Genomic DNA, 25,544 nt, shown 5'->3' with positions numbered 1-25,544 from the left:
CCGCCGCAGTGCCGGGCTACGAGACGGTCCCCAGTTCCTTGACGTCCTGTGCTTCCATCCGCGGGTCGGTCCCCAGCAGGCGGCGGAGTGAGGCGAGCCGGGCGGGCCCGGATTCGCCGGCCCGGCCGGCGGCCACCCAGGCGTCCACCCCGCAGTTGACGGCGCTGGAATCGTGCTTGCAGCCCCGCTCACAGTCGTCGGTGCCGGGCTCGAGGTCGGGGAAGGACCGCAGGATCCGGTCGGGATCCACATGGGCCAGGCCGAAGGAACGGATGCCGGGGGTGTCGATGATCCAGCTGCCCGGAGGCGCATCGTTGACCTTGAGGGCCAGGGCGGAGGAGGAGGTGTGGCGGCCGCGCCCGGTCACGGCGTTCACGCCGCCGGTGGCGCGCTCGGCGCCGGTCAGGGCGTTGACCATGGTGGACTTGCCGACGCCGGAGTGGCCCAGCATGACGGTGACCTTCCCGTCGAGGTGGGCGCGCAACTGGGAGACGGCGTCCTTGTCCAGCCGGGCGGAGAGCCCGTCATCCGAGCGGGCATCGATGCCGGAGGCGGCGGAGTCCGCCGTCTTGGAGATGATCACCGGAAAGGCAAGGTGCTGGTAGTTGGAGAGGAGTTCCGCCGGATCCTTGACGTCGGCCTTGGTGACGAGCAGCAGCGGCTCGATGCCGGCGTCATACGCAGCCACGAGGGCGCGGTCGATGAACCCGGTCCGGGGCTCCGGATTGGCGGCCGCCACCACGATCACCAGGGTGTCGGCGTTGGCGACCACAGCACGCTCGATCGGGTCCGTGTCGTCCGCGCTGCGCCGAAGCAGCGTCTTGCGGTCCTGGATCTTGACCAGCCGCGCCAGGGTGTCGGGTTCGCCGCTGACGTCCCCGACGAGGGAGACGAAGTCGCCGGCGACGACGGGGTTGCGGCGCAGTTCCCGGGCCCGGGCGGCAATAATCTTGCGTTCCTCGGGGGTGCCCTCGGCGACGACGGCGGTGTAGCGTCCGCGGTCAACGGTGACGATCCGCCCGGTGACGGCGTCGTCGTAGGCGGGCCGGTCCTTGGTGCGGGGCCGCGTGCCCTTCTTGTTGGGGCGGATCCGGACGTCGGATTCGTCCCAGGAGTCAGTGCTGCGTGCCACCGGAGGTGCCCTTCGTTGCGGCGGCTGAGTCTGCGGGGGCTGCGCTGCCGGCGGCGCCCTGGGCGAGCATGGACTTCCAGAGCTGAGGGAAGGTGGGCATGGTCTTGGCGGTGGTTGCAATGTCCTCGACCTCGATGCCGGGAACGGCGAGGCCCAGGATGGCGCCGGCCGTGGCCATGCGGTGGTCGGCGTAGCTGCGGACGACGCCGCCGTGCAGCGGGGCGGGCCGGATGATGAGGCCGTCGGAGGTCTCCTCGGCGTCGCCGCCCAGGCGGTTAATCTCGGCGACGAGGGCGGCCAGCCGGTCTGTTTCGTGCCCGCGGAGGTGGGCGATGCCGCTCAGCCGCGAGGGGCCGCTGGCCAGGGCGCAGAGCGCGGCGACGGTGGGGGCAAGCTCGCTGGTCTCGGCGAAGTCCGAACCCTTGATCTCCGGGCCGCCGGTGACGGTCAGGGTGCCGTCCGTGAGCGTCACCGTGGCCCCCATCGTCGTGAGGATGCTGCGCCACAAATCGCCGACCTGCGTCGTCTCGGCCGGCCAGTTGGGGATGCGGACGGTGCCGCGGGTGGCCAGGGCAGCCGCGAGGAAGGGGCCTGCGTTGGAGAGGTCCTTTTCGATCCTGAGGTCAAAGGCGCGGATCGGGCCGGGGGAGACAATCCAGTGGTTCGGGCGGGAGTCATCCACGGCCACCCCGGCTCCGCGGAGCACGGCGACCGTCATGTTGATGTGGTCCAGGCTGGGGACGGGCTTCCCGGCGTGGTCCCTGCTCTGATGTTCGAGGTGCAGTCCCTCGGTGAAGCGGGCTCCCGCCAGGAGCAGCGCGGAGACAAACTGCGAGGAAGCGCTGGCGTCAATGACGAGGTGGCCGCCCCGCACTTCGCCGGTGCCGTCGACGGCGAACGGCAGCGAGGACGCGGGGCCGCCGTCGGGCGCGGTGACGGCGACGCCCAGCCCCGTCAGCGCCTCGATGATCGGCCCCATCGGGCGCGTGCGCGCGTGCGGGTCGCCGTCGAACAGTGTCACTCCCCGGCGCAGGGCCGCGACGGGCGGGACGAACCGCATCACCGTCCCGGCCAGTCCGCAGTCGATACCGGTCCGGGCCCCGGCGGCGTCCAGGCTGACGGGTGTGATGGCCAGATCGGGACCGAAATCGCCGTCCCCCGGAAGCTCCGTGATGGTGGCCCCGAGCTGCCTCAGTGCCTCGATCATGAGCGCTGAGTCCCGGGAATGCAGCGGGCCGCGCAACCGCGAGGGTCCGTCGGCGAGCGCGGCCAGCACGAGGTACCGGTTGGTGAGGGACTTGGATCCCGGGACGGTGACCGTTGCGTCGAGCGGCTGTCCGGCGAACGGCGCCCGCCAGGGCGGAGCGCCTGCGGCGGGAACAGCGTGGGCAGCTGCGGTGGGGGTGGCGCCTGTCATTGCTGTCTTAAGCCCCGCCGGTGTGGTCTACGGCTTTGCGTACGGCTTTGTCGGCCTTCTTCAGCTGCTTGCCGGTGGTCTTCTTGACGTCGGCGGCGAGGTGGCCGGTGGACTTCTTCACGTCCGCGGCAAGGTGCTCGGCGCGCCAGGCCAGGCTCGGCCGGCCGTTAGTGTCGACGGCAGCCAGCAGCACGCCGCCGGTCAGCGAGACGTTCTTGAGCAGCTGCTTGCGGCGGGCATCGCGGCCCTCCTTGGAGGTGATGTCGGCGCTGCGCCATTCAACGTAGGCGTTGAGTGCGGAGATGACGGCTAGGACAGTTGCGGCGAGGCGTGCCGACTTGCCGAGCGCGAAGAGCACGCCCGCGCCGACCTGGGTGCCGCCGATAACGCGGGCGAGGACCTTTTCGTTGGTCTGGAACGGCAGGGAATCAGCCGCGCGGCGCAGCAGGGGTGACAGCTGCGTGGCTGTGTCATCCGCGTTCTTGAGCTTGTCCATGCCTGCGAGGACGAAACTGGAGGCGAGCATGGGGCGGGCGAGAAAGCGAACAAACGACATGAATTTCCTCCTGGATGGACGAACCGCGGAATTAATGCGGGAGAACCGGTTCTAGTCTTGCACTTTTGCGGAATATTTGCCTGCCGGGCGGGGTTGTGCATGAAAGGTCCCGGCCGCCGGTTTGCGGCCGGACGAGGAGCCGATAACGGGCCGATGACGAGCAGGGAGGCGGACATTTGATTCTGGTGAAGGACGCGCAACTGGAGGCGGAACCTGCGGAATTGTGGCCCATGGCCCGGCAGGATCGAAGAAGTCCGGCAATTCCGGCAGTTCCGGGCGCCCGCCGCAAGGTGACAGTAGACTGGGACGCAATGAGCACCATGGATCCGGCCGTTGCGGCCATGCACGAGGTCACCGGAAACGGCGCCACGCCCGCGAAGTCACCTGTATCCGGCCCCGCCGGTGCACTCCCCGAATCTGCCCCGGAGGCTGGAGCGGTACCGCCGGCCAGCGCTGCCGCGGCAACGGATGCCGCAGCGACAGACGCCGTGCGGGACGCTGCCGCCCGGGAGACGATCGTGGACGGGCAGGCCCTGGACGTGGCCACGGAAACCGCGGAGGAACGCCGCGTTCGGTTCGAGCGCGACGCCATGCAGTACGTGGACCAGCTGTACTCCGCAGCCATGCGGATGGCCCGGAATCCCGCTGATGCCGAGGATCTGGTCCAGGAGGCGTACACGAAGGCGTTTTCCGCGTTCCACCAGTACAAGCCCGGCACGAACCTGAAGGCCTGGCTGTACCGCATCCTGACGAACACGTACATCAACCTCTACCGCAAGCGGCAACGCGAGCCGCTGCAGTCGAACTCGGACACCATTGAGGACTGGCAGCTCGCCCGGGCCGAGTCCCACACTTCGTCCGGGCTCCGCTCGGCGGAGGCGGAGGCGCTGGACCACCTGCCGGACTCGGACGTGAAGCGCGCCCTGCAGGCCATCCCGGAGGAGTTTCGGCTGGCGGTTTACTTCGCCGATGTCGAGGGCTTCGCCTACAAGGAAATTTCAGACATTATGAATACCCCGATCGGTACCGTGATGTCCCGCCTGCACCGGGGACGGAAGATGCTGCGGGACATGCTTGCCGACTACGCCGCCGAGCGGGGATTCAAGGGCGCCGCTGCCACTGCGGCGGCCGGAAGCAACAAACAGGAGAACAGGAAATGAGCGACTGCCAGGGACTGGGCGATTGCGACGACGCCCGGATGCAACGTATCTACGAGTATCTGGATGGTGCCCTCACCCACGATGACATCGCCGAGATCAAGGATCACCTGGACGGGTGCCCGGAGTGCTTTGAGCAGTACGACCTCGAATGTGTCATCCGCGTCATGGTGAAGCGTTCCTGCACCGAGGCTGCCCCGGAGAACCTCAAAAACTCGATCCTGGACCGGATTCACAACAGCAACCCGGTCCAAGCCTGACCCTGCGGGGACATCCCGGCGTTCCGCCCGCCAAAACGAATGACCCCGGAAACCGTGAGGTTTCCGGGGTCATTCGGTTAAAGCTGTCATTCCAAGCTTTGCTTAGGCGTTGGGGCGCTTGCCGTGGTTCGCGCCGCCACGCTTACGGTCACGACGTTTACGTGCACGCTTGCTCATAGCTGGCCTCCTTAATTTTTGGTACTCAAAAGAGCTGCCCTCAAGTCTCCCACATCAGGGCACCCGCCGCGAACCGGCGGGGGCGGGGGGCGCCACAGGGGGAGCATAGAGCGGCCGAATCAGTCCAGGGAGTTGCGAATGGAGATCCGGGCCTGGTCCAGCACCGTCTTGACCGTCTCCAGCGTCACGGGCGTGATCGGATGCCGGCCGCCGTGCCGGCGCAGTTCCACGCGGATGTCATCGCGGAAGCCCTGCACCAGCATCTCCGCCTCACGCAGCCGGCTGTCGCCCTCCTGTGAGTAGCGCTGGCCTGCCAGCGCGGCGACCGTCGATCCGGCCGCACGGGCCGAGGAACGCGCTGCCTCGGCCGTGGCGGCCAGATCCGCCCGCAGCCCGCGCATGTTGACCTTTATGTCCTGCCGCAGGTTGTCCGCGAGCCGCCGGATCGAGGCGGAGATGTCGTTCTCCACGCCGGCGAGTTCGTCCCGCCGGCTGTTCAGCTCCGCAAGCCCCTCCGGGGTGATGCTGTAATACGTCCGGCGTCCCTCGGTGTGGGTGGCCACGAGCCCCTCCTCCTCGAGCTTGCCAAGTCGCGGATAGATGGTGCCGGCGCTGGGGGAGTAGGTGCCGCCGAAGCGTTCGCTGAGCGCCTTGATGAGTTCGTAGCCGTGCTTCGGACCCGACTCCAGCAGCGCGAGCAGATAGAGACGCAGCGCCCCGTGGGCAAAGACCGGCGCCATCAGGGACCCTTCGTGGGATCCGAGCCCGGCCGCCCGTGGAAGATCGACGTCTTCCCCGAAACGGAGTTGGTGCGGACCAGCATGAGCTGGGAGTCGGGGCCGGCAATGGTCTGCACGCTACCGCTGGGCTGGTTGTACCTCTGGTCGTTAATCACGATGGCCCCGCTGGCGGACTTGGCAATGATGTCCACGCCGACGTCGTGCGGGAGGCGGATGGTGACATCACCCGAGACCGAATTTGCCCCGAAGTCCTCGGTGAAGCCGTGCAGGTCAAAGCTCAGGTCCCCGCTGACGGTGTTGGCACGGATGTGGCTGAAATCGCCGGACGCCGTGACCTCCCCGGATACGCTCTTGGCCGTCAGCACGCCGTGGTGGTTGCGGGCGATCACCTCGCCGCTCACGGTGCTGACCGACAGGTCCCCGGAGGTACCGTCTGCCAGGACGGAACCGGACACCGTGTTCAGCCGGGTTCGCCCGCTGATCCCGGAGACCATGCCGTCGCCGCTGACGGTGCCGGCCTCGACCTCGACGCCGGCGGGCAGGGCGATGCTGATGACCACCGAGTTACTGCTGCTGTTGTTGACGGTGCCCATGAGGTTCTTGAACCAGCCCTGCGGCCCGTGCAACTGGTGCCTGACCTCCAGGCGGCCGTCGACGAGGCTGATCGCCAGCGGATCCCCGTGCACGTCGGACACTTCAATCCGGGTGACGGCCTCATCGTGCCTGACGATGTCGAACCGGCCCCGGACGATGCCAAGTTTAAGCGAGCTGACGCCGTCGACGTCGATGGTCTGCGGACCGGTGACGGTCCAGTAGTTCTCTGCCATGGTTCCTCCGAACGGGCGATACTTCCGCGAATCCTTGCGATATATCGTGACTATAAAGTCACGATATATCGCCGAATTTGCAGAGTCAAGATATATCGCGAAGTTCCCGGTGGCCGTAGGGGTCCCGCTACTCCGGGGCGTCGATTCTCAGCCACTGGAACCAGCCGCGGTGAAGCACGAGCCAGGCCATCAGTCCGTAGCCGGCCTGGCCCGGGGTGCCGCCGTTGGCGGCGAGGTCCTGGCGCCACTGCTCGTGGTTGAGCAGGGGGGAGAACGTGTCGACGTACAGATGTTTGCGCCGCGTGGTGACGTCGGCAAAGGCGGTGTTGAGCTCGCCCAACCTGCGGTTCTGGGTCGGGTCCAGGGTCGGCGGCGGTCCCACGACGAAGACCTCGATCTTGTTCTGCGACGCGGAGTCGAGGATGTTGGCGAGGTTGAGCCGGCTGCGGGCCGTAGAGAGCCCGAACTCGACATCGCGTCCGGACAGCCCGATCACCAGACGGTTCTCGTGGCGGTCGGTGAAGCGCCGGCCGGCTTCCTGGAACCAGCGGCCGGCCAGCCCTTCCGTGCCTTCCTGCGGGCACGGCAGGGAATAGCATTCCAGGGCCAGCCCGTCCTGCGGCGTGCGCGCCAGCACCCGCCCGAGCCAGCCCAGCGCGCGGGGATCTCCCAACCCGGCCAGCATTTCATCGCCCACGGCTGCGATCCGCAGCTTTCGATCTTCCACGACTACCTCTTCACTTCAGAGCGTCCATTAAGCCGTCCCCAGCATCCGCGACGGAGGGGACAAAGCCGGTTAAACAACGGTGCCCGGCCGGAGTTGCGTATTTCCATCTCCGGCCGGGCAGCGCTGACCTTACTTACGTGCGAAAGCCTGCTTAAGCAGCGAGTCCTGCTCGGCTGCGTGGCGTTTCATCGATCCGGCCGCGGTGGAAGCCGAGGCGGGGCGGGAAACGAGGCGGACCCGGCGGTCCAGGGCATCCGGCAGGTTGAGGCCGATGAACGGCCACGGACCCTGGTTGGCGGGCTCGTCCTGTGCCCAGACGGCCTCCGCGTTCGGGTACTTGGCAAGCTCGGCGGCAATCTCGGTGGCCGGCAGCGGGTAGAGCTGCTCAACCCGGACGATCGCCGTCGTCTTGTCGCCGGTCTTCTGCCGGGTGGAGAGCAGATCGTAGTACAGGCGGCCGGACACCAGCAGGACACGCTCAACCGCGTCACCCTGCAGCTGCTCGTGCTCGGGGATGACCGTCCGGAAGGTGCCGGTGGTGAAGTCCTCCACCGACGACGCCGCGGCCTTGAGCCGGAGCAGCTGTTTCGGCGTGAAGATGATCAGCGGCTTGCGCGGCCGGCTGTACGCCTGGCGGCGCAGCAGGTGGAAGTGCGACGCCGAGGTCGTGGGATTGGCCACGACCATGTTCTCTTCGGCGCACATGAGCAGGAAGCGCTCGATCCGGGCGGACGAGTGGTCCGGTCCCTGGCCCTCGTAACCGTGCGGCAGCATCAGCACAAGCGAGGAGCTCTGGCCCCACTTCTGCTCGGCCGAGGAGATGAACTCGTCGATGATGGTCTGCGCTCCGTTGACGAAGTCACCAAACTGCGCTTCCCAGAGCACCAGGGCATCCGGGCGTTCCACGGAGTAGCCGTACTCGAAGCCCATGGCCGCGTATTCCGACAGCAGGGAGTCGTAGATCCAGAGCTTGGCCTGGTCGTCGGAGAGGTGGGCCAGGGGCAGCCACTCGTCGCCATTGGCACGGTCGTGGAAGACGGCGTGACGCTGCACGAAAGTGCCGCGGCGCGAGTCCTGGCCGGCGAGCCGGACGGGAACGCCTTCCATGATGAGCGAACCGAAAGCGGCCAGTTCGCCGAAGCCCCAGTCGATGCCGCCTTCACGGGACATCACTTCACGCTTCTCCAGCAGCTGCTTGAGCTTCGCGTGGACCGTGAAGCCCTCGGGGATATCGATGTGGGCCTTGCCGATGCGCGCCAGGGTTTCGGTGGAAATCGCCGTCGAGGCCGGGGCGCTGATGCCGGTGTCGGACTGCTGGGCCATTGGGCGCTCCAGATCGGACACCGCGGCGGAATCGGCCTTGATGATCGGGATCGGGGAGGTCTGCGCGGCGTGGGTTTCGGCGAAGACACGCTCCAGCCGCTCCTGGTAGTCGCGCAGCAGCTGTTCGGCTTCTTCTTCGGTGATGTCACCGCGGCCGATCAGTGATTCGGTGTACAGCTTGCGGACCGACCGCTTGGCCTCGATCAGGTTGTACATCAGCGGCTGGGTCATCGAGGGGTCGTCGCCCTCGTTGTGGCCGCGGCGGCGGTAGCAGACCATGTCGATGACAACGTCCTTGTGGAACCGCTGGCGGAACTCATAGGCGAGCTGCCCGATGCGGACCACGGCTTCCGGGTCATCGCCGTTCACGTGGAACACCGGCGCCTGGATCATCTTGGCGACGTCCGTGGAGTAGGTGGAAGAACGGGACGAGGACGGGGCGGTGGTGAAGCCGACCTGGTTGTTGACCACAATGTGGATGGTGCCGCCGGTGCGGTAGCCGCGCAGCTGGGAGAGGTTGAGCGTTTCCGCCACGACTCCCTGTCCTGCGAAGGCGGCGTCGCCGTGCACCATGATCGGCAGCACGGGGAAGGCTTCGCCCTGGTCGAGGCGGTCCTGCTTGGCGCGGACTATGCCTTCGAGGACGGAGTCCACGGCCTCGAGGTGGGACGGGTTGGCGGCGAGGTAGACCTTGGTCTCCTTGCCGTTGTCCGAGGTGAAGGTGCCCTCGGTGCCGAGGTGGTACTTCACGTCGCCGGAGCCCTGCACGGAGCGCGGGTCCTGGGTGCCTTCAAATTCGCGGAAGACCTGGGCGTAGGTCTTGCCGGCGATGTTCGTGAGGACGTTGAGCCGGCCGCGGTGGGCCATGCCGATCGCCACTTCGTCGAGTTCGTCGTCGGCCGCATCGGAGATGATGGCGTCCAGCAGCGGGATCAAAGACTCGCCGCCCTCGAGCGAGAAGCGCTTCTGGCCGACGAACTTCGTCTGCAGGAACGTCTCGAAGGCCTCGGCAGCGTTGAGCTTGGAGACGATGCGCAGCTGCTCGTCGCGGCTCGGCTTGGAGTACGGGTGCTCGATCTGGTCCTGGAACCACTTGCGCTCTTCCGGGTCCTGGATGTGCATGTATTCGATGCCCGCGGTGCGGCAGTAGGCGTCGCGGAGCACGCCGAGGATGTCGCGGAAGGCGAGCATCGGCTTGCCGCCGAAGCCGCCGGTGGGCCACTCGCGGTCCAGGTCCCACAGCGTGAGGCCGTAGGTGAGGACGTCCAGGTCCGGGTGCTTGCGCTGCATGTACTCGAGCGGATCGGTGTCCGCCATGAGGTGGCCGCGGACGCGGTAGGCGTGGATGAGCTGCTGGATCCGGGCGACCTTGTTGATCTCGTCGGCCGGGTCCACCTGCAGGTCCGGGCTCCAGCGTACGGGCTCGTAGGGGATGCGCAGGGATTCGAAGATCTCGTCGTAGAAGTTCTGCGCGCCAAGCAGGAGCTGGTGCACCAGCTTCAGGAACTCGCCACTGCCGGCACCCTGGATGACACGGTGGTCATAGGTGGAGGTCAGCGTGAGGACCTTGCTGATGGCGTTGTGCGCAATGATCTTCGCGCTGGCACCCTGGAATTCGGCCGGGTAGTCCAGCGCGCCGACGCCGATGATGGCGGCCTGGCCCTTGGACAGGCGCGGCACCGAGTGCACGGTTCCGATGCCGCCGGGGTTGGTCAGCGACACCGTGGTGCCGGAGTGGTCGTCGGCGGTCAGCTTGCCGGCGCGGGCCCGCTTGATCAGGTCCTCGTAGGTGTGCCAGAACTCGGAGAAGTTGAGGGTCTCCGCCTTCTTGATATTGGGCACCATCAGCAGACGGGAGCCGTCGGGCTTCGGCATGTCGATGGCGATGCCAAAGTTCACGTGCGCCGGCTGGACTGCGACAGGCTTGCCGTCGACCTCGTCGTAGTAGACGTTCATCGACGGGAACTGGGCCAGGGCGCGGATGACGGCGTAGCCGATCAGGTGCGTGAAGGACACCTTGCCGCCGCGGGCACGGGCCAGGTTGGAGTTGATGACCACGCGGTTGTCGATCAGCAGCTTCGCCGGGATCGCCCGCACGCTGGTGGCGGTCGGGACCTCCAGGCTGGTGATCATGTTGGTGGCGATGGCCTTGGCTGGTCCGCGGAGGACGGAGACGACGTCTTCCTCCGGGGCGGTCGGGGCCTTGATGTTCTTGGGGAGCTGGGCAGGGATCGGCGCGGTGCCGGGGCCGGCGTCCGAGGTCTTGGAGCCGTCGCGGGCAACGGTGGCCGGGGCCTTCTTCGCCGGGGCGGGGGCGGGGGCAGGGGCGGCGGGGGCAGGGGCGGGCGCGGGCGGCTGCGTTGCCGTCGCGGCAGCCGGAGCTACTACGGGAAGTTCTCGGGTGGCGGGGTGCGCAACTTTCGCTGCGCCTGAGGCTCCGTTGGTGGACGAGCTGTCTCCGGCATCGAAGGATTCGAACAGGGGCCACCACTTGGCATCCACCGTGTTCTTGTCCTGCTGATACCGCTCGTACAGTTCGTCAACGAGCCACTCGTTTCCGCCAAATTCCTCTGGTAGACGGTGGCTAGGCTGCTCTGGCACTTGAATTACGCCTCTTCCATGAGTTTGATTCCCACTGGTTTCACGGTGCCTCAGCACGGCGATCGAACCAGTCTCCGCGTCCAGTGAACCCAGACCTCTGCCAGTCTAGTGACGATTCTTGCCAAACCGCCAATAAGGGTGACTCAAATCATCAAGTCGTCTCAACGCGCCATCGCGGCACCCCATCCGGCCCTCCGGAGCGGCCCGGGGCGGTGGCCCGGACTCGTGACGGGGCCCGTGGCTGGCCTCGCTAGAATCACACTGAGAACCCGTTGAGCACCGGAATGCCTATTGAAGGAGCAGCCGTGCGTTTCCTGACCGAGCCCACCACCGACCTGACCTACTCGGACCTCTTCCTTGTACCGTCCCGTTCCGACGTCACCTCCCGGCTGGATGTGGACCTGGCGGCGGACGACGGGACCGGTTCCGCGATTCCCCTCGTCGCGGCGAACATGACGGCGGTGACGGGCAAGCGCATGGCCGAGACCATGGCGCGGCGCGGCGGGCTGGCGGTGCTGCCGCAGGACGTGCCGCTCGACGTGATCCGTGACGTCACGGCCTGGATCAAGACCCGCCACCCCCTCCTGGAAACCCCGGTGACGCTGTCGCCGGCGGACACCGTCATCGATGCCCTGCACCTGATGGGAAAGCGTCCGCACGGGGCCGTCATGGTCGTCGATGACGCCGGGGCCGTCACCGGCGTCGTCCGTGCCGCCGACTGCGAGGGCCAGGACCGGTTCGCCTCCCTCGCCTCGGTGATGCGCCACCAGCCGCTGGTGCTGGACGCGGCTCTGCTGGAGGAGGGCCCCGACGGCGGCGGGTCCGGCGCCGGGGCCGCCGGGGGATCAAGCGCCGGCCTGCGCCGCGCCTTCGACGCGATGGACGCCGCCGGGACCGACTTTGCGCCCGTACAGCGGGACGGTGTCCTGGCCGGCGTCCTCACCCGGAAGGGCGCCCTGCGCTCCACGCTGTACCGTCCCTCGCTGGACGCTGCCGGCCGGCTGAAGGTGGCCGCCGCCGTCGGGATCAACGGCGATGTCGCCGGGCGTACCGCCGAACTCTTGGCCGCCGGGGTCAACGTGTTGGTCCTCGACACCGCGCACGGGCACCAGCAGAAGATGTTTGATGCCCTGGCCGCGGTGAAGGGTCTCAATCCCGGTGTGCCCGTGGTGGCAGGGAACGTGGTCACGGCGGAGGCAACCCGTGAGCTCATCCAGGCCGGCGCGGACATCGTCAAGGTCGGTGTTGGCCCCGGGGCGATGTGCACCACGCGCATGATGACGGCCGTGGGCCGGCCGCAGTTCTCCGCTGTGCTCGAGTGCTCGGCGGCCGCGCGGGCTGCCGGCGGGCGCGTCTGGGCCGACGGCGGAGTCCGCTACCCGCGCGACGTCGCACTGGCCCTGGCGGCCGGCGCCAGCCAGGTGATGATCGGATCCTGGTTCGCCGGCACGCACGAAAGCCCCGGGGACCTGCAGCAGGACGCCACCGGGCGGCAGTTCAAGGAAAGCTTCGGCATGGCGTCCGCCCGCGCCGTGCAGAACCGCAACCAGCGCGAGGGCGCGTTCGAAAAGGACCGCAAAGCCCTTTTCGAGGAAGGCATCTCCACCTCCCGGATGTTCATCGATCCGGCGCGGCCCGGCGTGGAGGACCTGCTGGACATGATCACGGCGGGGCTCCGCAGCTCGATGAGCTACGCCGGCGCTGCGGATCTGGCGCAATTCCGGGAACGCGCCGTGGCCGGCATCCAGTCCGCGGCCGGGTATGAGGAAGGCCGTCCGGTCCCGCGGAGCTGGTGAGCAGCGGCGCTGCGCGGCGGCCGCCGTCGGGCGACACCTGCGGTGTCCCGGCGGCGGCCGGCGCCTGCGCTCCTGTAGACTGAAACTCTTATGGACAGTAAATCTAGGTGCCGGCCTGGGGGCTGTCAGGCGGGAACGGAAACCGTTCCCGCGCAGTCCACCCGAAGAGCCGGCAAACCCCGAACACGTGCCCATCACTCCCCGGCGGCGCGCCAGCCAGGTGCATTTCAGAAAATCGGGACCTGCCAGGAATCGGGGCCGGCCGCGGCTGACCATCCTCCGCCGGGCAGCCCGTCCCGGTACCCAGACACCCGGCACCCCGGCAGCCGGGCGCCGCGCCGCGCCGCCGCCCCGGAAGCAGGCCGCTAAATGGAGTGGCTTCTTCTCGGAACCGGCCTGCTGCTCGTCCTCGGAACCGGCTTCTTCGTCGCCGTCGAATTTTCCCTCGTTGCCCTTGACCAGGCCACCGTCCAGCGGGCGGTGGATGACGGCGATACTGCTGCTGCGCCACTGCTCAAGTGCCTGAAGTCCCTGTCCACGCAGCTCTCCAGCTGCCAGTTGGGCATTACCATCACCACGCTGCTCACCGGCTATGTCATGGAGCCTTCGGTGGGCAAACTGCTCGAAGCCCCGCTGGGCGCCCTGGGCCTGCCGGAAGCCGCGGTTTCCTCCGTGTCGCTGGTCATGGCGATGGCCTTCGCAACCCTCCTGTCCATGCTGATCGGCGAGCTGGTCCCGAAGAACATGGCCATTGCGCTGTCGTTCCAGGTCGGCAAGGCCCTGGCCCGGCCGCAGCTGATGTTCACGGCCGTTTTCAAGCCCGCCATTGTGGTGCTCAACGGCTTTTCCAACAAGGTGCTCAACATCTTCGGTCTGGAGGCCAAGGAGGAGATTTCGGGCGCGCGGACTCCGGCCGAGCTGGCCTCCCTCGTGCGCCGCTCGGCGGCGATGGGAACCCTCGACGCCGGAACCGCCAACTTCATCGCCCGGACCCTCAAGTTCTCGGGCCGGACAGCCGCGGACGTCATGACGCCCCGTATCCGGGTCGAGACCATCGACGGGGACCAGCCGGTCTCCGACATCGTGGAGGCCGCACGCCGCACGGGTTATTCGCGATTCCCGGTCATCGGGGAATCCTCGGACGACATCCGCGGCGTGGTGCACATCAAGAAGGCCATCGCCGTACCCTCGGGCCGGCGCGCCAAGCTGGAGGCCGGTGCCATCATGACCGATGTGCTCCGGGTTCCGGAAACCATTCACCTGGACGCCCTGCTGGCCGAACTGCGCGAAGGCAACCTGCAGCTGGCCGTGGTGCTGGATGAATACGGCGGCACCGCCGGCATCGCCACCCTGGAGGATCTCGTCGAGGAAATCGTCGGGGAAGTGGCGGACGAACACGACAAGGTGCGTCCGGGACTGCTGCAGAGCGCTTCGGGGGACTGGTACTTCCCTGGGCTGCTTCGCCCCGATGAACTCTCCGAACAGATTCCGGGCCTGACCATGCCCGACGAGTCTGCCTACGAAACGGTGGGAGGCTACGTCATGAGCAAGTTGGGCCGGATCGCAGCGGTGGGGGACACTGTCGACGTCGACGGCGGCACCCTGGCCGTCACCCGCATGGACGGGCGCAGGATTGACCGGATCTGCTTCAAGCCGGTCCAGGTGCACCACGGGGAGCACTCCAACGGCCAGGTTGGTGCCGCATGAGCGACTGGGCAGGAATCCTCTGGCTGGTGGTGCTGCTGCTCGGCAACGCCTTCTTTGTTGGTGCCGAATTCGCGGTCATGTCCGCCCGCCGGAGCCAGATCGAGCCGCTCGCCGAGGCGGGATCCAAGCGGGCGCAAACCACCCTGCGGGCCATGGAAAACGTCTCGCTGATGCTCGCCTGCGCGCAGCTCGGGATCACAGTCTGTTCGCTGCTGATCCTGCAGGTGGCCGAACCGGCGATCCACCACCTGATGGCCGTGCCGCTGGAGGCCGTCGGCATCCCGGTGGAAATCGCCGACATTGTGGCCTTCGCCGTCGCCCTGCTGCTGGTCACCTTCCTGCACGTCACCATCGGCGAGATGGTCCCGAAGAACATCTCGGTCTCCGTGGCGGACAAGGCAGCCCTGCTGCTGGCGCCGCCGCTGATGTTCATCGCCCGGCTGGTCAAACCGGTGATCGTGGCGCTCAACTGGTCCGCGAACCACATCCTGAAACTGATGCGGATCGAGCCGAAGGATGAAGTCACCTCCTCCTTCACGCTCGAGGAAGTCCAGTCGATTGTGCAGGAATCCACGCGCCACGGGCTAGTGGACGACGACGCCGGACTCATCACCGGTGCACTGGAGTTCTCGGAACACACCGCGGCCGATGTGATGGTCCCGCTGGACAAGCTCGTGATGCTGAAATCGAACACCACCCCGGTGGAGTTCGAGAAGGCGGTAAGCCGGACCGGGTTCTCCCGCTTCCCGATGCTCGATGACGACGGGATGCTCTCCGGCTACCTGCACATCAAGGACGTGCTCTCCATCCCTGACGCGGCGTACCACCAGCCGATCGCGGAGAGCCACATCCGGTCGCTGGCGAACCTGGCGATGGACGACGAAATCGAGAAGGCCATGTCCGTCATGCAGCGGACCGGCTCGCACCTGGCCCGCGTGATCGGCCCGGACGGCCTCACCCAGGGCGTCCTGTTCCTGGAGGACGTGATCGAGCAGCTCGTCGGCGAGATCCGGGACGCCACCCAGGCCACCGGCTACCGGAGGCTCGGCCAGGAGCAGTAGCTGCCGGTGTATCCCTAAATAGGAATCATTCCTATTTAGGGATACACTCGAGCTATTGCTCCTGATTCTCAATAACAGATCCGAGGTTTTCCGTGCACCGTCCCGCTGCCCGCGCCATCGCCGCCGCCTTTGCCTGCGCCACCCTGCTGCTGACGGCCTGCGCCCCGACGTCGGGAAATCCCAGCGCGGGGAATTCAGCCGGTGCCGGCGACGGAATCGTCGAGGTGGTTGCCTCCACCAGCGTCTACGGGGACATCGTCAGCAGCATCGGTGCAGACAAGGTGCGGGTCACATCGATCATCGCGCGCACCAGCCAGGACCCGCACTCCTACGAGGCCACCACGCAGGACAAACTGGCGGTGTCCAAATCCGAGCTGGTGATCGAAAACGGCGGCGGTTACGACGACTTCCTCCACAAACTCGCGGACGACGCGGGGCTGGACCGCGGCAAGGTCCTGACGGCCGTGGAGCTTTCCGGGCTGGCCCCGGAAGAGACTGCCGGTCCGTCCACCACCGCCGACGGCCACGGCCAGACACCTGCCGGCTTCAACGAGCACGTCTGGTACAGCCTGCCGGCCATGGCCCGGCTCGCGGACGCCGTCGCGGCCAAGCTCGGCGAGCTTGAACCGTCCTCCGCCGAGACGTTCCGCAGCAACGCCGCAGCCTTCAAGGAATCGCTCGGCGGCCTCGAGGCCAGGCTGGCGGGAATCAGGGCGTCCGCCGGTGAGGCGCCCGTCGCCGTGACGGAACCGGTGCCGCTCTACCTGCTCGAAGCCGCCGGCCTGGAAAACCAGACCCCGGATGAGTACACCGCCGCAATCGAAGAAGACACCGACGTGCCGCCCGCCGCGCTCAAGGCGGCCACCGACCTGATGGGTGGGGGCAGCATCAGGCTGCTGGCCTACAACGAGCAGACCGAAGGCCCCCAAACGGTCGCCGTCAAGGACGCGGCAGCAGCCGCCGGTGTCCCGGTGGTGAACTTCAGCGAGACCCTGCCGGAGGACAAGTCCTACCTGCAGTGGATGACGGACAACGTCGACAACATCGCCAAGGCACTGGCCTAAGATTAGCTGGACAGCGTGAGCCGGAGGCTTGTGCAGAATTCGAGGAATCCAAGTTGACACCCGTAGTGAGCCTCCGTGGAGCCTCCCTCGCGTTCGGTAAACGCACGTTGTGGGAGGGCCTGGATCTGGACATCAACCCGGGTGAATTCTTCGCTGTCCTCGGCCCTAACGGCAGCGGTAAAACGACGTTCCTCAAGGTGCTGCTCGGACTGCAGGAGCTGAGCGCCGGATCGGCCATGCTCGCGGGCCGGCCGGTGGAGCGGGGCAGCCGTGGGATCGGCTACGTGCCGCAGCAGAAGTCCTTCGACCCCGACACGCCCCTTCGCGCCCGCGACCTCGTGGGGCTCGGCGTCGACGGCCACCGCTGGGGGCTCCGGCTCGGCACAGCAAAAGTGAACCGCAGAATCGATGAGCTCCTCGACCTGGTGGGAGCCGCCGATTACGCACGGGTCCCCGTCGGTCAGCTCTCCGGCGGCGAGCAGCAGCGGTTGCGGGTGGCGCAGGCCCTTGCCACCGATCCCAAGGTGCTGCTCTGCGACGAGCCCCTGCTGTCCCTGGACCTGCAGCACCAGCAGGCCGTGAGCGCCCTGATCAACAAACAATGCCACGACCAGGACAGTGCCGTGGTGTTCGTCACGCACGAGATCAACCCGATCATGGACTATGTCGACCGGGTGCTGTACCTGGCCGGGGGACGGTTCCGCGTGGGCCCGCCGGAAGAGGTGATGACCACGGAAGTGCTGTCCGACCTGTACGGCAGCCACGTCGAAGTGATCAACGCCAACGGACGGCTGGTCGTCGTCGGGCTGCCGGATGCCACGACGCACCACCACGAGGATGCCCACGCGGTGGCGGGGGAGGTGGGCTAGATGGACCTGGACAGCCTCCTCAATTCAATTTTCAACTTCGAAAACTACGGCGAACTGGTTGCGCTGGTGCAGAACTCCCTTTGGGCGGGCGCGGTGCTGGGCCTGCTCGGCGGGCTGATCGGAACCTTCGTGATGAAGCGTGACCTGGCCTTCGCCGTCCATGGGATCTCTGAACTGTCCTTTGCCGGTGCGGCCTTTGCCCTGCTCATCGGGGCGGACATCGTCTTGGGCTCGCTGGTGGGATCCGTCGTGGCGGCGCTCCTGCTGGGCCTGCTGGGCGTCCGCGCCCGGGACAAGAACTCGATCATCGGCGTCATCATGCCGTTCGGATTGGGCCTGGGGATCCTGTTTCTCTCCCTGTACGAGGGGCGCGCCGCCAACAAGTTCGGACTGCTCACCGGCCAGATCGTGTCCGTCGGAACCGTACAGCTCCAGGTCCTGGCCATCGCCGCCGTCGTGGTGATGATTGCCCTGGCGGCGATGTGGCGTCCGCTGACCTTCGCCAGCGTAGACCCCGACGTCGCCTCGGCCCGCGGTGTGCCCGTGCGGGCCCTTGCCCTCGGGTTCATGCTGCTGCTCGGCGTCAGCGTGGCGCTCTCCATCCAGATTGTGGGCGCACTGCTGGTGCTGGCGCTGCTGATCACTCCCGCGGCGGCGGCCATGCGGGTGACATCTTCACCCCGGTTGGTGGTGATCCTCAGCGTGGTGTTCGCCATGACGGCCACGGTTGGCGGGATCCTGCTGGCCCTCGGCGGCCGGATTCCCATCAGCCCGTACGTGACCACCCTGTCCTTCCTGATCTATGTGGTCTGCCGGGTGATCGGCGGGATCCGGGCCAGGCGCGGTGTCAACGGCCGGGTGCTGCGCCGCGCGGCGGTGCCAGCCGCCTGAGCCGGCCTGCTGACCAACGGGACGCCCTCTCCAAAAGGTATCCCACGGCGCTCAGCCGTCACGTCATCATGATTCCTCAGGCTCGTGCTGCTCTGGCGTCCGTTTTTCCCAAGCGAGGACAGCCAGGAACGACGTGGGAGACTGGCAGCTGCAGGCCCGGCTCCGGCCGGAACCTTCCACCGAGCCAGCCACCTTCGAGGTCATCCACAATGCAACCGCCCCGCACGCCCGCGCCAGCTGAAGCCAGGTGACTCCAGAGCTGGCCCCGGAGATGCCTAGGGGGATGGGGCGGCGGCCGGTAGCAGAGGGGAACATCCTGATCACGGCCAACGACGCCGACGACGAGGCCCCCGTTCCGGCCCGCAGGGCCAAAACTAGCCGGCAGCCCGGGCGGTGCAGTCCGGGCACAGCCCGAAGATCTCGACCGTGTGTTCCACCGAAGTGAAGCCGTGCTCAGTTGCCGTCCGTGCGGCCCATGCCTCGACCGCGGGTGCCTCAACCTCGACGGCCTTGCCGCAACTGCGGCACAGCAGATGGTGGTGATGGCCGGTGACGGCGCAACGCCGGTACACGGCCTCGCCGTCGGCGTTCCGGAGGACGTCCGCCAGGCCCTCGTCCGCAAGGGACTGCAGAATCCGGTAGGAGGTGGCAAGGGACACCGAGGTGCCGCGGTCCTGCAGAATGCGGTGCAGCTCCTGGGTGCTGACGAAATCCGTCAGCTCGTCGAGGACGGCGCTGACCGCGAGGCGCTGCTTGGTGACGCGCTGCTCCTTGGCCGCGGCAGGAGCCGGCACCGCGGCCTGGCTGCCGTCGGTTGTGGCGCCGTGGGACATCGTGGAACTCGCTTCGCTGGTGGTCTCGATACGGGGTGGTGGCAAGGTCCCAGATTACCAGCCGGGCGCGTGGACAACCCCGGGGCGGGACTCTAGGCTGGCCAGATGTTGCTGACGAAGTTCACGCATGCCTGTGTCCGGCTTGAGAAGGACGGCAAGGTGCTGGTGTTCGATCCGGGGAACTTCTCCGAGACCGACCAGGCCCTCGCCGGTGCCGACGCCGTGCTGATCACCCACGAACATGCCGACCACATCGACGTCGACGCAGTCGCTGCCGCCCTGTCGGCCGGCACGTCCCTGCAGTTGTATGCTCCGGCCGGCGTCGCGGCACAACTGCGCGACAAGGCGCCCGGCGCCGGGCCGCGGATCCATACCGTGGTCCCGGGCGAGGATTTCAGGACGGCGGGGTTCTCCGTCCGGTGCTTTGGCGGGCAGCACGCGCTGATCCATCCGCAGATTCCGGTGGTCGCCAATATCGGCTATTTGGTGGACTCCAACGTCTACCACCCCGGCGATTCGTTCATCGGGCCCGACGGCGCGGACGTACGGACGCTGCTGGTGCCGATCCACGCACCCTGGAACAAGGTGGGGGAGGTGGTCGACTTCGTGATCGGAGTCCGCGCCCCGACAGCCTTCCCTATCCACGACGCCCTGCTCAATGACAACGGGCGCGGCATCGTGGAAGGGCACGTGACCCGGTTCGGCGCCAGGTACGGCACCGAATACCGGCACCTCTCCAGCGGGGACAGCGTCGAGGTCTAGGAAGCCCGCGATCCCTACTGCGGCCAGGCCCCGGTGGCGAAGAATTCCCGGATCGCCGCCTCATGCGGTTCGGGGTCCAGGCCCTGGGACTGCAGCCACTCCGGGTTGTAGTAGTTCCCGGCGTAGCGGTCTCCGCCGTCGCACATCAGCGACACGACACTGCCGCGGCGGCCCTGGGCGATCATCTCCGCGATGAGCTGCCAGACGCCCCACAGGTTGGTGCCGGTGGAGGGTCCGGCGTGTAGGCCGGCGTGCTCGAGCAGGTGCCGCATTGCGGCCACCGAGGCCGCGTCCGGGACCTGGAGCATGTGGTCGATGACCGCCGGAACAAAGCTCGGTTCCAGCCGTGCCCGGCCGATTCCCTCGATCCGGGAGGGCCGGCCCGCCGGGGCCGCGGCGGCGATCCGGTACGTGGCGGGGACCCGGGCCGGGCCGGCAACTTGGGCTGTGTCGGCGGGGTCCGCCGTATCGGAGGGGCGTCCGCCGTCGGCAGCCTGGCGGCTTTCCCGCCAGCCGGGGTAGAACGCGGAGTTCTCCGGATCCACGACCGCGAGTTCCGTGTCGTGGCGGTGGTAGCGCAGGTACCGGCCGATGGTGGCGCTGGTCCCGCCGGTGCCGGCGCCCACCACAATCCAGCGGGGGATCGGGTGCTCCTCCAGGGACAGCTGGTCGAAGATGGACTCGGCGATGTTGTTGTTGCCCCGCCAGTCCGTGGCCCGTTCGGCGTAGGTGAACTGGTCCATGTAGTGCCCGTGGGTGCGCTGGGCTAATTTCGCGGCGGCCTCATAGACCTCCGAGGCGTGGTCCACGAGCAGGCAGGAGCCGCCAAACTGTTCGATCAGGGCGATTTTTTCCCGGCTGGTGGTCCGGGCCATCACCGCAATGAACGGCAGACCCAGCAACCGGGCGAAATAGGCTTCCGATACCGCCGTGCTGCCGCTGGAGGCCTCAACGATGGTGGTGCCCTCCGAGATCCAGCCGTTGACCAGGCCGAAGAGGAACAGCGAGCGGGCCAGCCGGTGCTTCAGGCTGCCGGTCCGGTGCGTTGATTCGTCCTTGAGGTACAGCTGGACGCCCCACTGCCCGGGCAACGGGACGGAGTACAGGTGGGTGTCCGCAGACCGGTTGTTTTCTGCGTTGATTCTGCGGATGGCCTCGGCGGCCCAGGCCCTGTCCTGCTGTCTCCCTCTGATCACCGCATCAGCCTACCCGCGGCGGCAGATTCCGATGGATAGAGTTGGCGGATGCAGACCCTCATGGACGTAGCCACCTTGAAGGACCGGCTGGACGCAGCCGACAACACCGGCCGGCGGACCGTCGTGCTGGACGTGCGCTGGGCGCTCGGCGACCCGCACGGCCGGGACCACTACCTCGCCGGACACCTCCCCGGCGCCGTCTTCGTGGACCTCGCCACCGAACTGGCCGGACCCGCGGATCCGGGCCGCGGCCGGCACCCGCTCCCGGCCCGGGAGCAATTCCAGGCATCCGTCCGGTCCTGGGGGGTCCGCAGCGGTGACGTTGTCGTGGCCTATGACGACAGCGGCAACCAGGCCGCCGCCCGGCTCTGGTGGATGCTGCGGAACGCCGGCTTTGCCGACGTCTGCCTGCTCGACGGCGGCCTGGCCGCCTGGCGCGGCGCGGGCTTCGGCGTCGAAAGCGGCGAATACCACACGGTGCCCGGGGACGTTGTGCTGACTGGCGGTGCCATGCCCGTGATCGACGCCGGGGAAGCGGCCTCCTGGGGACAGCGGTGCCTGCTGCTGGACGCCCGGGCGGGGGAGCGGTACCGGGGCGACTTCGAACCGGTGGACCCGCGGTCCGGCCACATCCCTGGAGCCGTTAGCGCCCCCACCACCGGAAACCTCGGAGCGGACGGCAGATTCCTGTCCCCGGCTGCCTTGCTGGAGCGCTTTACCGGACTGGGAGTGCGCGCCGACGTCCCCACCGCCGTCTACTGCGGTTCCGGCGTCACGGCCGCCCACGAAATTGCGGCCCTCGAAATTGCCGGGTTCCCTGCGGCACTCTATCCGGGGTCCTTCTCGGAATGGTCCAACAACGCCGCGAATCCGGTTGTAACCGGGGATGCACCCTACGCCGACGGCACCGCCGCGGACTAAGCGGAGGCCCGTGGACCAACAGATCAGGTGGAGCCCTCGGTGTTGACGGCCCATGGACGACAGCGTCGCTCCACGGGCGTTCGTTTACGCCGCAGGTAGCCTTTGCCTTCGGGTGCGGAGGAGATCGTTGGCTCTTTGGCGGCGTTTGCGGCGGTGGTCCTGGCTCTTTGCCACGGCCAGGTCCGGTTCCGCGTGGCGGACCGGGGACCCCGGGAGTGGCGGGGCGGTGGATTGGTAGCTGTGGCCGGTGGGGGTGGTGACGTCGAGGGTGTGCCGGGGTCCGGGGCGTGGTCTGGAACTCCAGCCGGGGGTTTCTTTGGTGTGGTTGCAGGCTTCGCAGAGCCCGGCGCCGTTGTTCTGAGTGGTGGTGCCGTTGTGGTGCCAGGGGGTGATGTGGTCGAAGTGGCGGATGGGGGCGTCGCAGTAGGGGGTGCGGCAGGTGTCGTCGCGGGCGGTGAGGTACCGGCGGAGCCCGGCCGGGAAGAGCCGTGCCCGGGAGTCCATCGCGGTGAGCTCGCCCGCTCCGGGGGCGGTGTAGAGCCGGCGGAGCCAGACGTTCATTTCGTTGTCCCCGGACTTCTCTCCGGTGCTGTCCCCCGCGTGGGGACCTGTTCCCGCCGCCCCCGTTCGCTCCCTGCCTGTGCCCGTCCACGCGTCTTTTCCGGCGTCTTTGAGCATTTCCCGGGCCCGGCCGGCGGGGACGATGCCGTAGCCGGGGAGGCGGGCGGGTTCGCTGTCGCCTTGAAAGAGGGTGCGGTCGGTCATGACGAGCTGGATTTCGATCCCGCTGATCCCGCCGGCCTTTCCGGTGGTGCGTTCGACCAGGGTGTCGGCCATGAGCTGCCCGCGGGTCCGGGGGTCCCCGGAGTTGCGGAGGGTGTCCGCGTGCCGGGTGAGGCCGGCGTAGACGGCGACACCCTGGGTGACGGGGAGCAGGGCGGTGAGGTAGCACATGGTGTCCGGGGCCGGGCGGAGGCTGACGTGCCGTTCGGCCGCCGCGTGGCTGGCGCGCTGGGTGACCGAGCGCGGGTCCCGCCGGCAGGCAGCGGTGCGGGCCGCGGCGATGATTCCCCGGTCCCCGGCGCCGTCGAAGGTTCCGGTGTCGGGGGCGAGTTCGGCGTCGACGGCGGCCCGGTCCTCCGCGGTCAGGCACGCGGTTTCCTTCACCAGCAGGGTGGCGCGCCATTCGTTGAGCTGCCCGGTGTCCAGGGCCGCGAGCGTGTGGGGCATTTCGGTGACGAGGGCCTTCGCCAGGCCCAGGAGCCGGCCGCCGCGGGCCGGGGATTCCCGCCGGGCCAGGGCGATCTGCGCTGCGACCCCCGATCCCAGCTCCGCCGCCGGCACCCCGGAGGAGGATTGTTCGCGGCGCTGGAGCAGATCGAAGGCGACGGACAGGCGGGCCTGGCGGGCAGCCAGGGCAGACTTTCGGTCTTCCAGGGACCGGATTTCAGCAATCAAACGCGCACCATCCAGCTCAGGACCGCCGCCGCACGGACCGACAGCGGCCAGAGAACGGGCCACATCCGTGACCGTCACCTGTTTTGGCTGAGCCTCGTCGGGCCCCTGATTGCCGTCCATGGAAACACACTATCGGGCACCTCAGACAATAAGACGCCGGCTGATCCGCCCTAGGCATTTCCACGACTTGCCCGCCTGATTGCCACCGCAGGGACGCGGGCCAAAGCAGTACAAGGCTGCCCGCCACAGCAACGCGGGGTCATGTATCGCCCGTAGTTCCCCGTCGGACATGCCGGAATGACCCCGCGCTGCCCGTTTCGTTCCTGTGATAGTCAGACAGCGGGCGACGCAACGGTGCTTTTGGAGTCGCTGACCTGTCGCCCCAACAAGCTGCCCTTGCTGATTGGATAAGTCCCGTCACCCGGGGGTAGCGTCGAGTCATGACTCCTGGACGCCCCGTACCACCGCCCCTCGCCAAGCCGCTGCCCGACCTCGGCGGGCCGCCCGAAGTCACTGACGGCCCGCGGCTTGCCGCGGCCTACGGTGCGACAGCCAGCGACAGCGGCCTGGTTCCCCTGACGGTGGCCCGCCGCGCGCCGAAGCAAGACGACGTCGAGATCGCCGTCGAATTCTGCGGACTCTGCCACTCGGACGTCCATGCCACCCGGGGCGAATGGGGACACCAGAACTACCCGCTGGTCCCCGGCCACGAAATCGTGGGCAGGGTCAGCCGCGTCGGGTCCGCCGTCGACGACTTCACCCCCGGCGAGCTGGTCGGCGTCGGCTGCCTGGTCGATTCCTGCCGTGAATGCGACAGCTGCCTCGATGGCCTGGAGCAGTACTGCGAAAACGGCATGACCGGAACCTACGGCGCGAAAGACCGCCGCAACGGGGACGCCATCACGCAGGGCGGCTACGCCACCTCCGTCGTGGTGGACCGCCGCTACGTACTGCACGTCCCGGAAAGCCTCGACCCCGCCGCGGCCGCGCCGCTGCTGTGCGCCGGCGTCACCACTTACTCCCCGCTGCGACACTTCGACGTCGAAGCGGGGGACGTCGTCGGCGTCGTGGGCCTGGGCGGCCTGGGCCACATGGCCGTGAAGCTGGCCAAGGCCATGGGCGCCGAAGTGAAGGTCTTCACCACGTCCGAGTCCAAAATCGCCGCGGCCCGCGAACTCGGCGCGGACGAGGTCATCCTCTCCCGCGACCAGGCCGCGATGGACGCCGCGAACCGGAGCATCGACGTCATCATCGACACCGTCGCCGCGCCCCACGACCTCAACCCGTACTTCCGCACCCTGCGCGTCGACGGGGCCCTCTTCCAGCTCGGGCTCCCCTCGGAAGACATGCCTCCCGTGAACCCCGGTGCGCTGATCCGGCGCCGGATCGCGTACGCCGGGTCGCTGATCGGCGGCATTGCCGAGACCCAGGAAATGCTGGACTTCTGCGCCGAGCACGGCGTCACCTCCGACGTCGAGGTCGTCCGTGCCGACCAGCTCAACGAGGCCTATGACCGCATGGTGGCCGGCGACGTGAAGTACCGTTTTGTCCTGGACACCAGTACCCTCGGAACACCCTCGGAAAGGGCAGACGCATGAGCACTCTCTTCACCAGGATCATCAACGGCGAGATCCCCGGCCGCTTCGTTTGGCGCGAGGACGACGTCGTGGCGTTCCTGACCGTGGGCCCGCTCGCCGACGGCCACACCCTAGTGGTGCCGACCGAGGAAGTGGACCGCTGGACCGATGCGTCCCCCGGGCTGCTGGCCCGCGTGATGCAGGTGGCCCAGAAGATCGGCGCCGTCCAGGTCGAGGTGTTCGACGCCGCGCGCGCCGGACTCATTGTGGCCGGCTACGAGATCAACCACCTGCACGTCCACGTGTGGCCGTCCAACACGATGGCGGACTTCGACTTCGGCTCGGTGGACCAGAACCCCGACCCCGCGCAGCTGGACGCTAACGCGGAGAAGCTCCGCGACGGCCTCCGGAAAGCCGGACACGAGGCCCACGTCCCGGACTCGTAGTCAGGGGCCTTGCCGACCACCACTGGCGCGGGTCTGCCGCCCGTCA

At 67.8% G+C, this 25,544-nt stretch carries 23 protein-coding genes; 12 read left to right on the top strand and 11 right to left on the bottom strand.

The genetic code is table 11. The annotated features are described in order from the left end of the window. Positions 1-16: 16 nt before the first annotated feature. The 3 genes from rsgA to ACZYZ3_RS11180 are packed head-to-tail and all read right to left on the bottom strand — an operon-like array spanning position 17 to position 3,105. Positions 17-1,132 (bottom strand): ribosome small subunit-dependent GTPase A, encoded by a 1,116-nt coding sequence (gene rsgA, locus ACZYZ3_RS11190; RefSeq protein ID WP_463963895.1) that lies wholly within the window; start codon positions 1,130-1,132, stop codon positions 17-19. Next, positions 1,116-2,549: a 3-phosphoshikimate 1-carboxyvinyltransferase gene (gene aroA, locus ACZYZ3_RS11185; protein ID WP_463963894.1), complete on the bottom strand. Its 1,434-nt coding sequence runs from the start codon at positions 2,547-2,549 to the stop codon at positions 1,116-1,118. The genes rsgA and aroA overlap by 17 nt, the downstream gene beginning before the upstream one ends. A 7-nt stretch (positions 2,550-2,556) precedes the next feature. Continuing rightward, positions 2,557-3,105, bottom strand: coding sequence for a DoxX family protein (locus ACZYZ3_RS11180; protein WP_463963893.1), 549 nt, complete (start codon positions 3,103-3,105; stop codon positions 2,557-2,559). A 311-nt stretch (positions 3,106-3,416) separates the two neighbouring features. Between ACZYZ3_RS11180 and ACZYZ3_RS11175 the strand changes: the two genes are divergently transcribed. Continuing rightward, the gene (locus tag ACZYZ3_RS11175; RefSeq protein WP_463963892.1) at positions 3,417-4,265 is read left to right on the top strand and encodes a sigma-70 family RNA polymerase sigma factor; all 849 of its coding nucleotides are present in this window, start codon (positions 3,417-3,419) and stop codon (positions 4,263-4,265) included. Next, the gene (rsrA, locus tag ACZYZ3_RS11170) at positions 4,262-4,522 is read left to right on the top strand and encodes a mycothiol system anti-sigma-R factor (protein ID WP_463904153.1); all 261 of its coding nucleotides are present in this window, start codon (positions 4,262-4,264) and stop codon (positions 4,520-4,522) included. Before ACZYZ3_RS11175 ends, rsrA begins: the two co-directional genes overlap by 4 nt. A 102-nt stretch (positions 4,523-4,624) precedes the next feature. On the opposite strand, the gene ACZYZ3_RS11165 is transcribed toward rsrA, so the two are convergent. The 5 genes from ACZYZ3_RS11165 to ACZYZ3_RS11145 form a co-directional block, all read right to left on the bottom strand. Then, a complete protein-coding gene (locus ACZYZ3_RS11165; protein WP_104061284.1) occupies positions 4,625-4,699 on the bottom strand; it encodes a 50S ribosomal protein bL37 in 75 nt (24 codons plus the stop codon). A gap of 119 nt (positions 4,700-4,818) precedes the next feature. Then, positions 4,819-5,439: a PadR family transcriptional regulator gene (locus ACZYZ3_RS11160; protein ID WP_463963891.1), complete on the bottom strand. Its 621-nt coding sequence runs from the start codon at positions 5,437-5,439 to the stop codon at positions 4,819-4,821. Beyond that, positions 5,439-6,266, bottom strand: coding sequence for a DUF4097 family beta strand repeat-containing protein (locus tag ACZYZ3_RS11155; protein WP_463963890.1), 828 nt, complete (start codon positions 6,264-6,266; stop codon positions 5,439-5,441). Before ACZYZ3_RS11155 ends, ACZYZ3_RS11160 begins: the two co-directional genes overlap by 1 nt. 127 nt (positions 6,267-6,393) lie before the next feature. Beyond that, positions 6,394-6,993, bottom strand: coding sequence for a GDSL-type esterase/lipase family protein (locus tag ACZYZ3_RS11150; protein ID WP_463963889.1), 600 nt, complete (start codon positions 6,991-6,993; stop codon positions 6,394-6,396). Between the two features lie 129 nt (positions 6,994-7,122). Continuing rightward, positions 7,123-10,917: a multifunctional oxoglutarate decarboxylase/oxoglutarate dehydrogenase thiamine pyrophosphate-binding subunit/dihydrolipoyllysine-residue succinyltransferase subunit gene (locus ACZYZ3_RS11145; RefSeq protein WP_463963888.1), complete on the bottom strand. Its 3,795-nt coding sequence runs from the start codon at positions 10,915-10,917 to the stop codon at positions 7,123-7,125. A gap of 305 nt (positions 10,918-11,222) precedes the next feature. Between ACZYZ3_RS11145 and ACZYZ3_RS11140 the strand changes: the two genes are divergently transcribed. From ACZYZ3_RS11140 to ACZYZ3_RS11115, 6 genes are all read left to right on the top strand, one after another. Then, positions 11,223-12,713, top strand: coding sequence for a GuaB1 family IMP dehydrogenase-related protein (locus ACZYZ3_RS11140; RefSeq protein ID WP_463963887.1), 1,491 nt, complete (start codon positions 11,223-11,225; stop codon positions 12,711-12,713). Positions 12,714-13,082: 369 nt separating this feature from the next. Then, positions 13,083-14,420 (top strand): hemolysin family protein, encoded by a 1,338-nt coding sequence (locus ACZYZ3_RS11135; protein WP_463963886.1) that lies wholly within the window; start codon positions 13,083-13,085, stop codon positions 14,418-14,420. Then, positions 14,417-15,481, top strand: a complete 1,065-nt coding sequence (locus tag ACZYZ3_RS11130; protein ID WP_463963885.1) for a hemolysin family protein — start codon at positions 14,417-14,419, stop codon at positions 15,479-15,481. The genes ACZYZ3_RS11135 and ACZYZ3_RS11130 overlap by 4 nt, the downstream gene beginning before the upstream one ends. 92 nt (positions 15,482-15,573) lie before the next feature. Continuing rightward, positions 15,574-16,545 (top strand): metal ABC transporter solute-binding protein, Zn/Mn family, encoded by a 972-nt coding sequence (locus tag ACZYZ3_RS11125; protein ID WP_463963884.1) that lies wholly within the window; start codon positions 15,574-15,576, stop codon positions 16,543-16,545. A 53-nt stretch (positions 16,546-16,598) separates the two neighbouring features. Then, complete coding sequence (locus ACZYZ3_RS11120) at positions 16,599-17,414, top strand: metal ABC transporter ATP-binding protein (protein WP_463963883.1); 816 nt, start codon at positions 16,599-16,601, stop codon at positions 17,412-17,414. Further along, a complete protein-coding gene (locus ACZYZ3_RS11115) occupies positions 17,415-18,305 on the top strand; it encodes a metal ABC transporter permease (RefSeq protein WP_463963882.1) in 891 nt (296 codons plus the stop codon). It abuts the gene before it with no gap. A gap of 374 nt (positions 18,306-18,679) precedes the next feature. On the opposite strand, the gene ACZYZ3_RS11110 is transcribed toward ACZYZ3_RS11115, so the two are convergent. After that, positions 18,680-19,138 (bottom strand): Fur family transcriptional regulator, encoded by a 459-nt coding sequence (locus ACZYZ3_RS11110; protein ID WP_463963987.1) that lies wholly within the window; start codon positions 19,136-19,138, stop codon positions 18,680-18,682. Between the two features lie 105 nt (positions 19,139-19,243). On the opposite strand from ACZYZ3_RS11110, the gene ACZYZ3_RS11105 reads away from it, so the two are divergent. Beyond that, a complete protein-coding gene (locus tag ACZYZ3_RS11105; protein ID WP_463963881.1) occupies positions 19,244-19,900 on the top strand; it encodes an MBL fold metallo-hydrolase in 657 nt (218 codons plus the stop codon). 14 nt (positions 19,901-19,914) lie between these two features. On the opposite strand, the gene ACZYZ3_RS11100 is transcribed toward ACZYZ3_RS11105, so the two are convergent. Then, positions 19,915-21,096: a PLP-dependent cysteine synthase family protein gene (locus ACZYZ3_RS11100; RefSeq protein ID WP_463963880.1), complete on the bottom strand. Its 1,182-nt coding sequence runs from the start codon at positions 21,094-21,096 to the stop codon at positions 19,915-19,917. Between the two features lie 48 nt (positions 21,097-21,144). On the opposite strand from ACZYZ3_RS11100, the gene ACZYZ3_RS11095 reads away from it, so the two are divergent. Beyond that, positions 21,145-22,017 (top strand): sulfurtransferase, encoded by an 873-nt coding sequence (locus tag ACZYZ3_RS11095; RefSeq protein WP_463963879.1) that lies wholly within the window; start codon positions 21,145-21,147, stop codon positions 22,015-22,017. Between the two features lie 84 nt (positions 22,018-22,101). On the opposite strand, the gene ACZYZ3_RS11090 is transcribed toward ACZYZ3_RS11095, so the two are convergent. Continuing rightward, the gene (locus ACZYZ3_RS11090; protein ID WP_463963878.1) at positions 22,102-23,595 is read right to left on the bottom strand and encodes an HNH endonuclease; all 1,494 of its coding nucleotides are present in this window, start codon (positions 23,593-23,595) and stop codon (positions 22,102-22,104) included. Positions 23,596-23,915: 320 nt separating this feature from the next. Between ACZYZ3_RS11090 and ACZYZ3_RS11085 the strand changes: the two genes are divergently transcribed. Both ACZYZ3_RS11085 and ACZYZ3_RS11080 read left to right on the top strand, forming a co-directional pair. Beyond that, positions 23,916-25,073, top strand: a complete 1,158-nt coding sequence (locus ACZYZ3_RS11085; RefSeq protein ID WP_463963877.1) for an NAD(P)-dependent alcohol dehydrogenase — start codon at positions 23,916-23,918, stop codon at positions 25,071-25,073. Continuing rightward, positions 25,070-25,498: an HIT family protein gene (locus ACZYZ3_RS11080; RefSeq protein WP_463963876.1), complete on the top strand. Its 429-nt coding sequence runs from the start codon at positions 25,070-25,072 to the stop codon at positions 25,496-25,498. The genes ACZYZ3_RS11085 and ACZYZ3_RS11080 overlap by 4 nt, the downstream gene beginning before the upstream one ends. The last annotated feature ends 46 nt before the right edge of the window (positions 25,499-25,544 follow it).

It is taken from the genome of Pseudarthrobacter linnaei (assembly GCF_055412825.1).
This window is presented reverse-complemented; position numbering and strand designations above follow the sequence as displayed.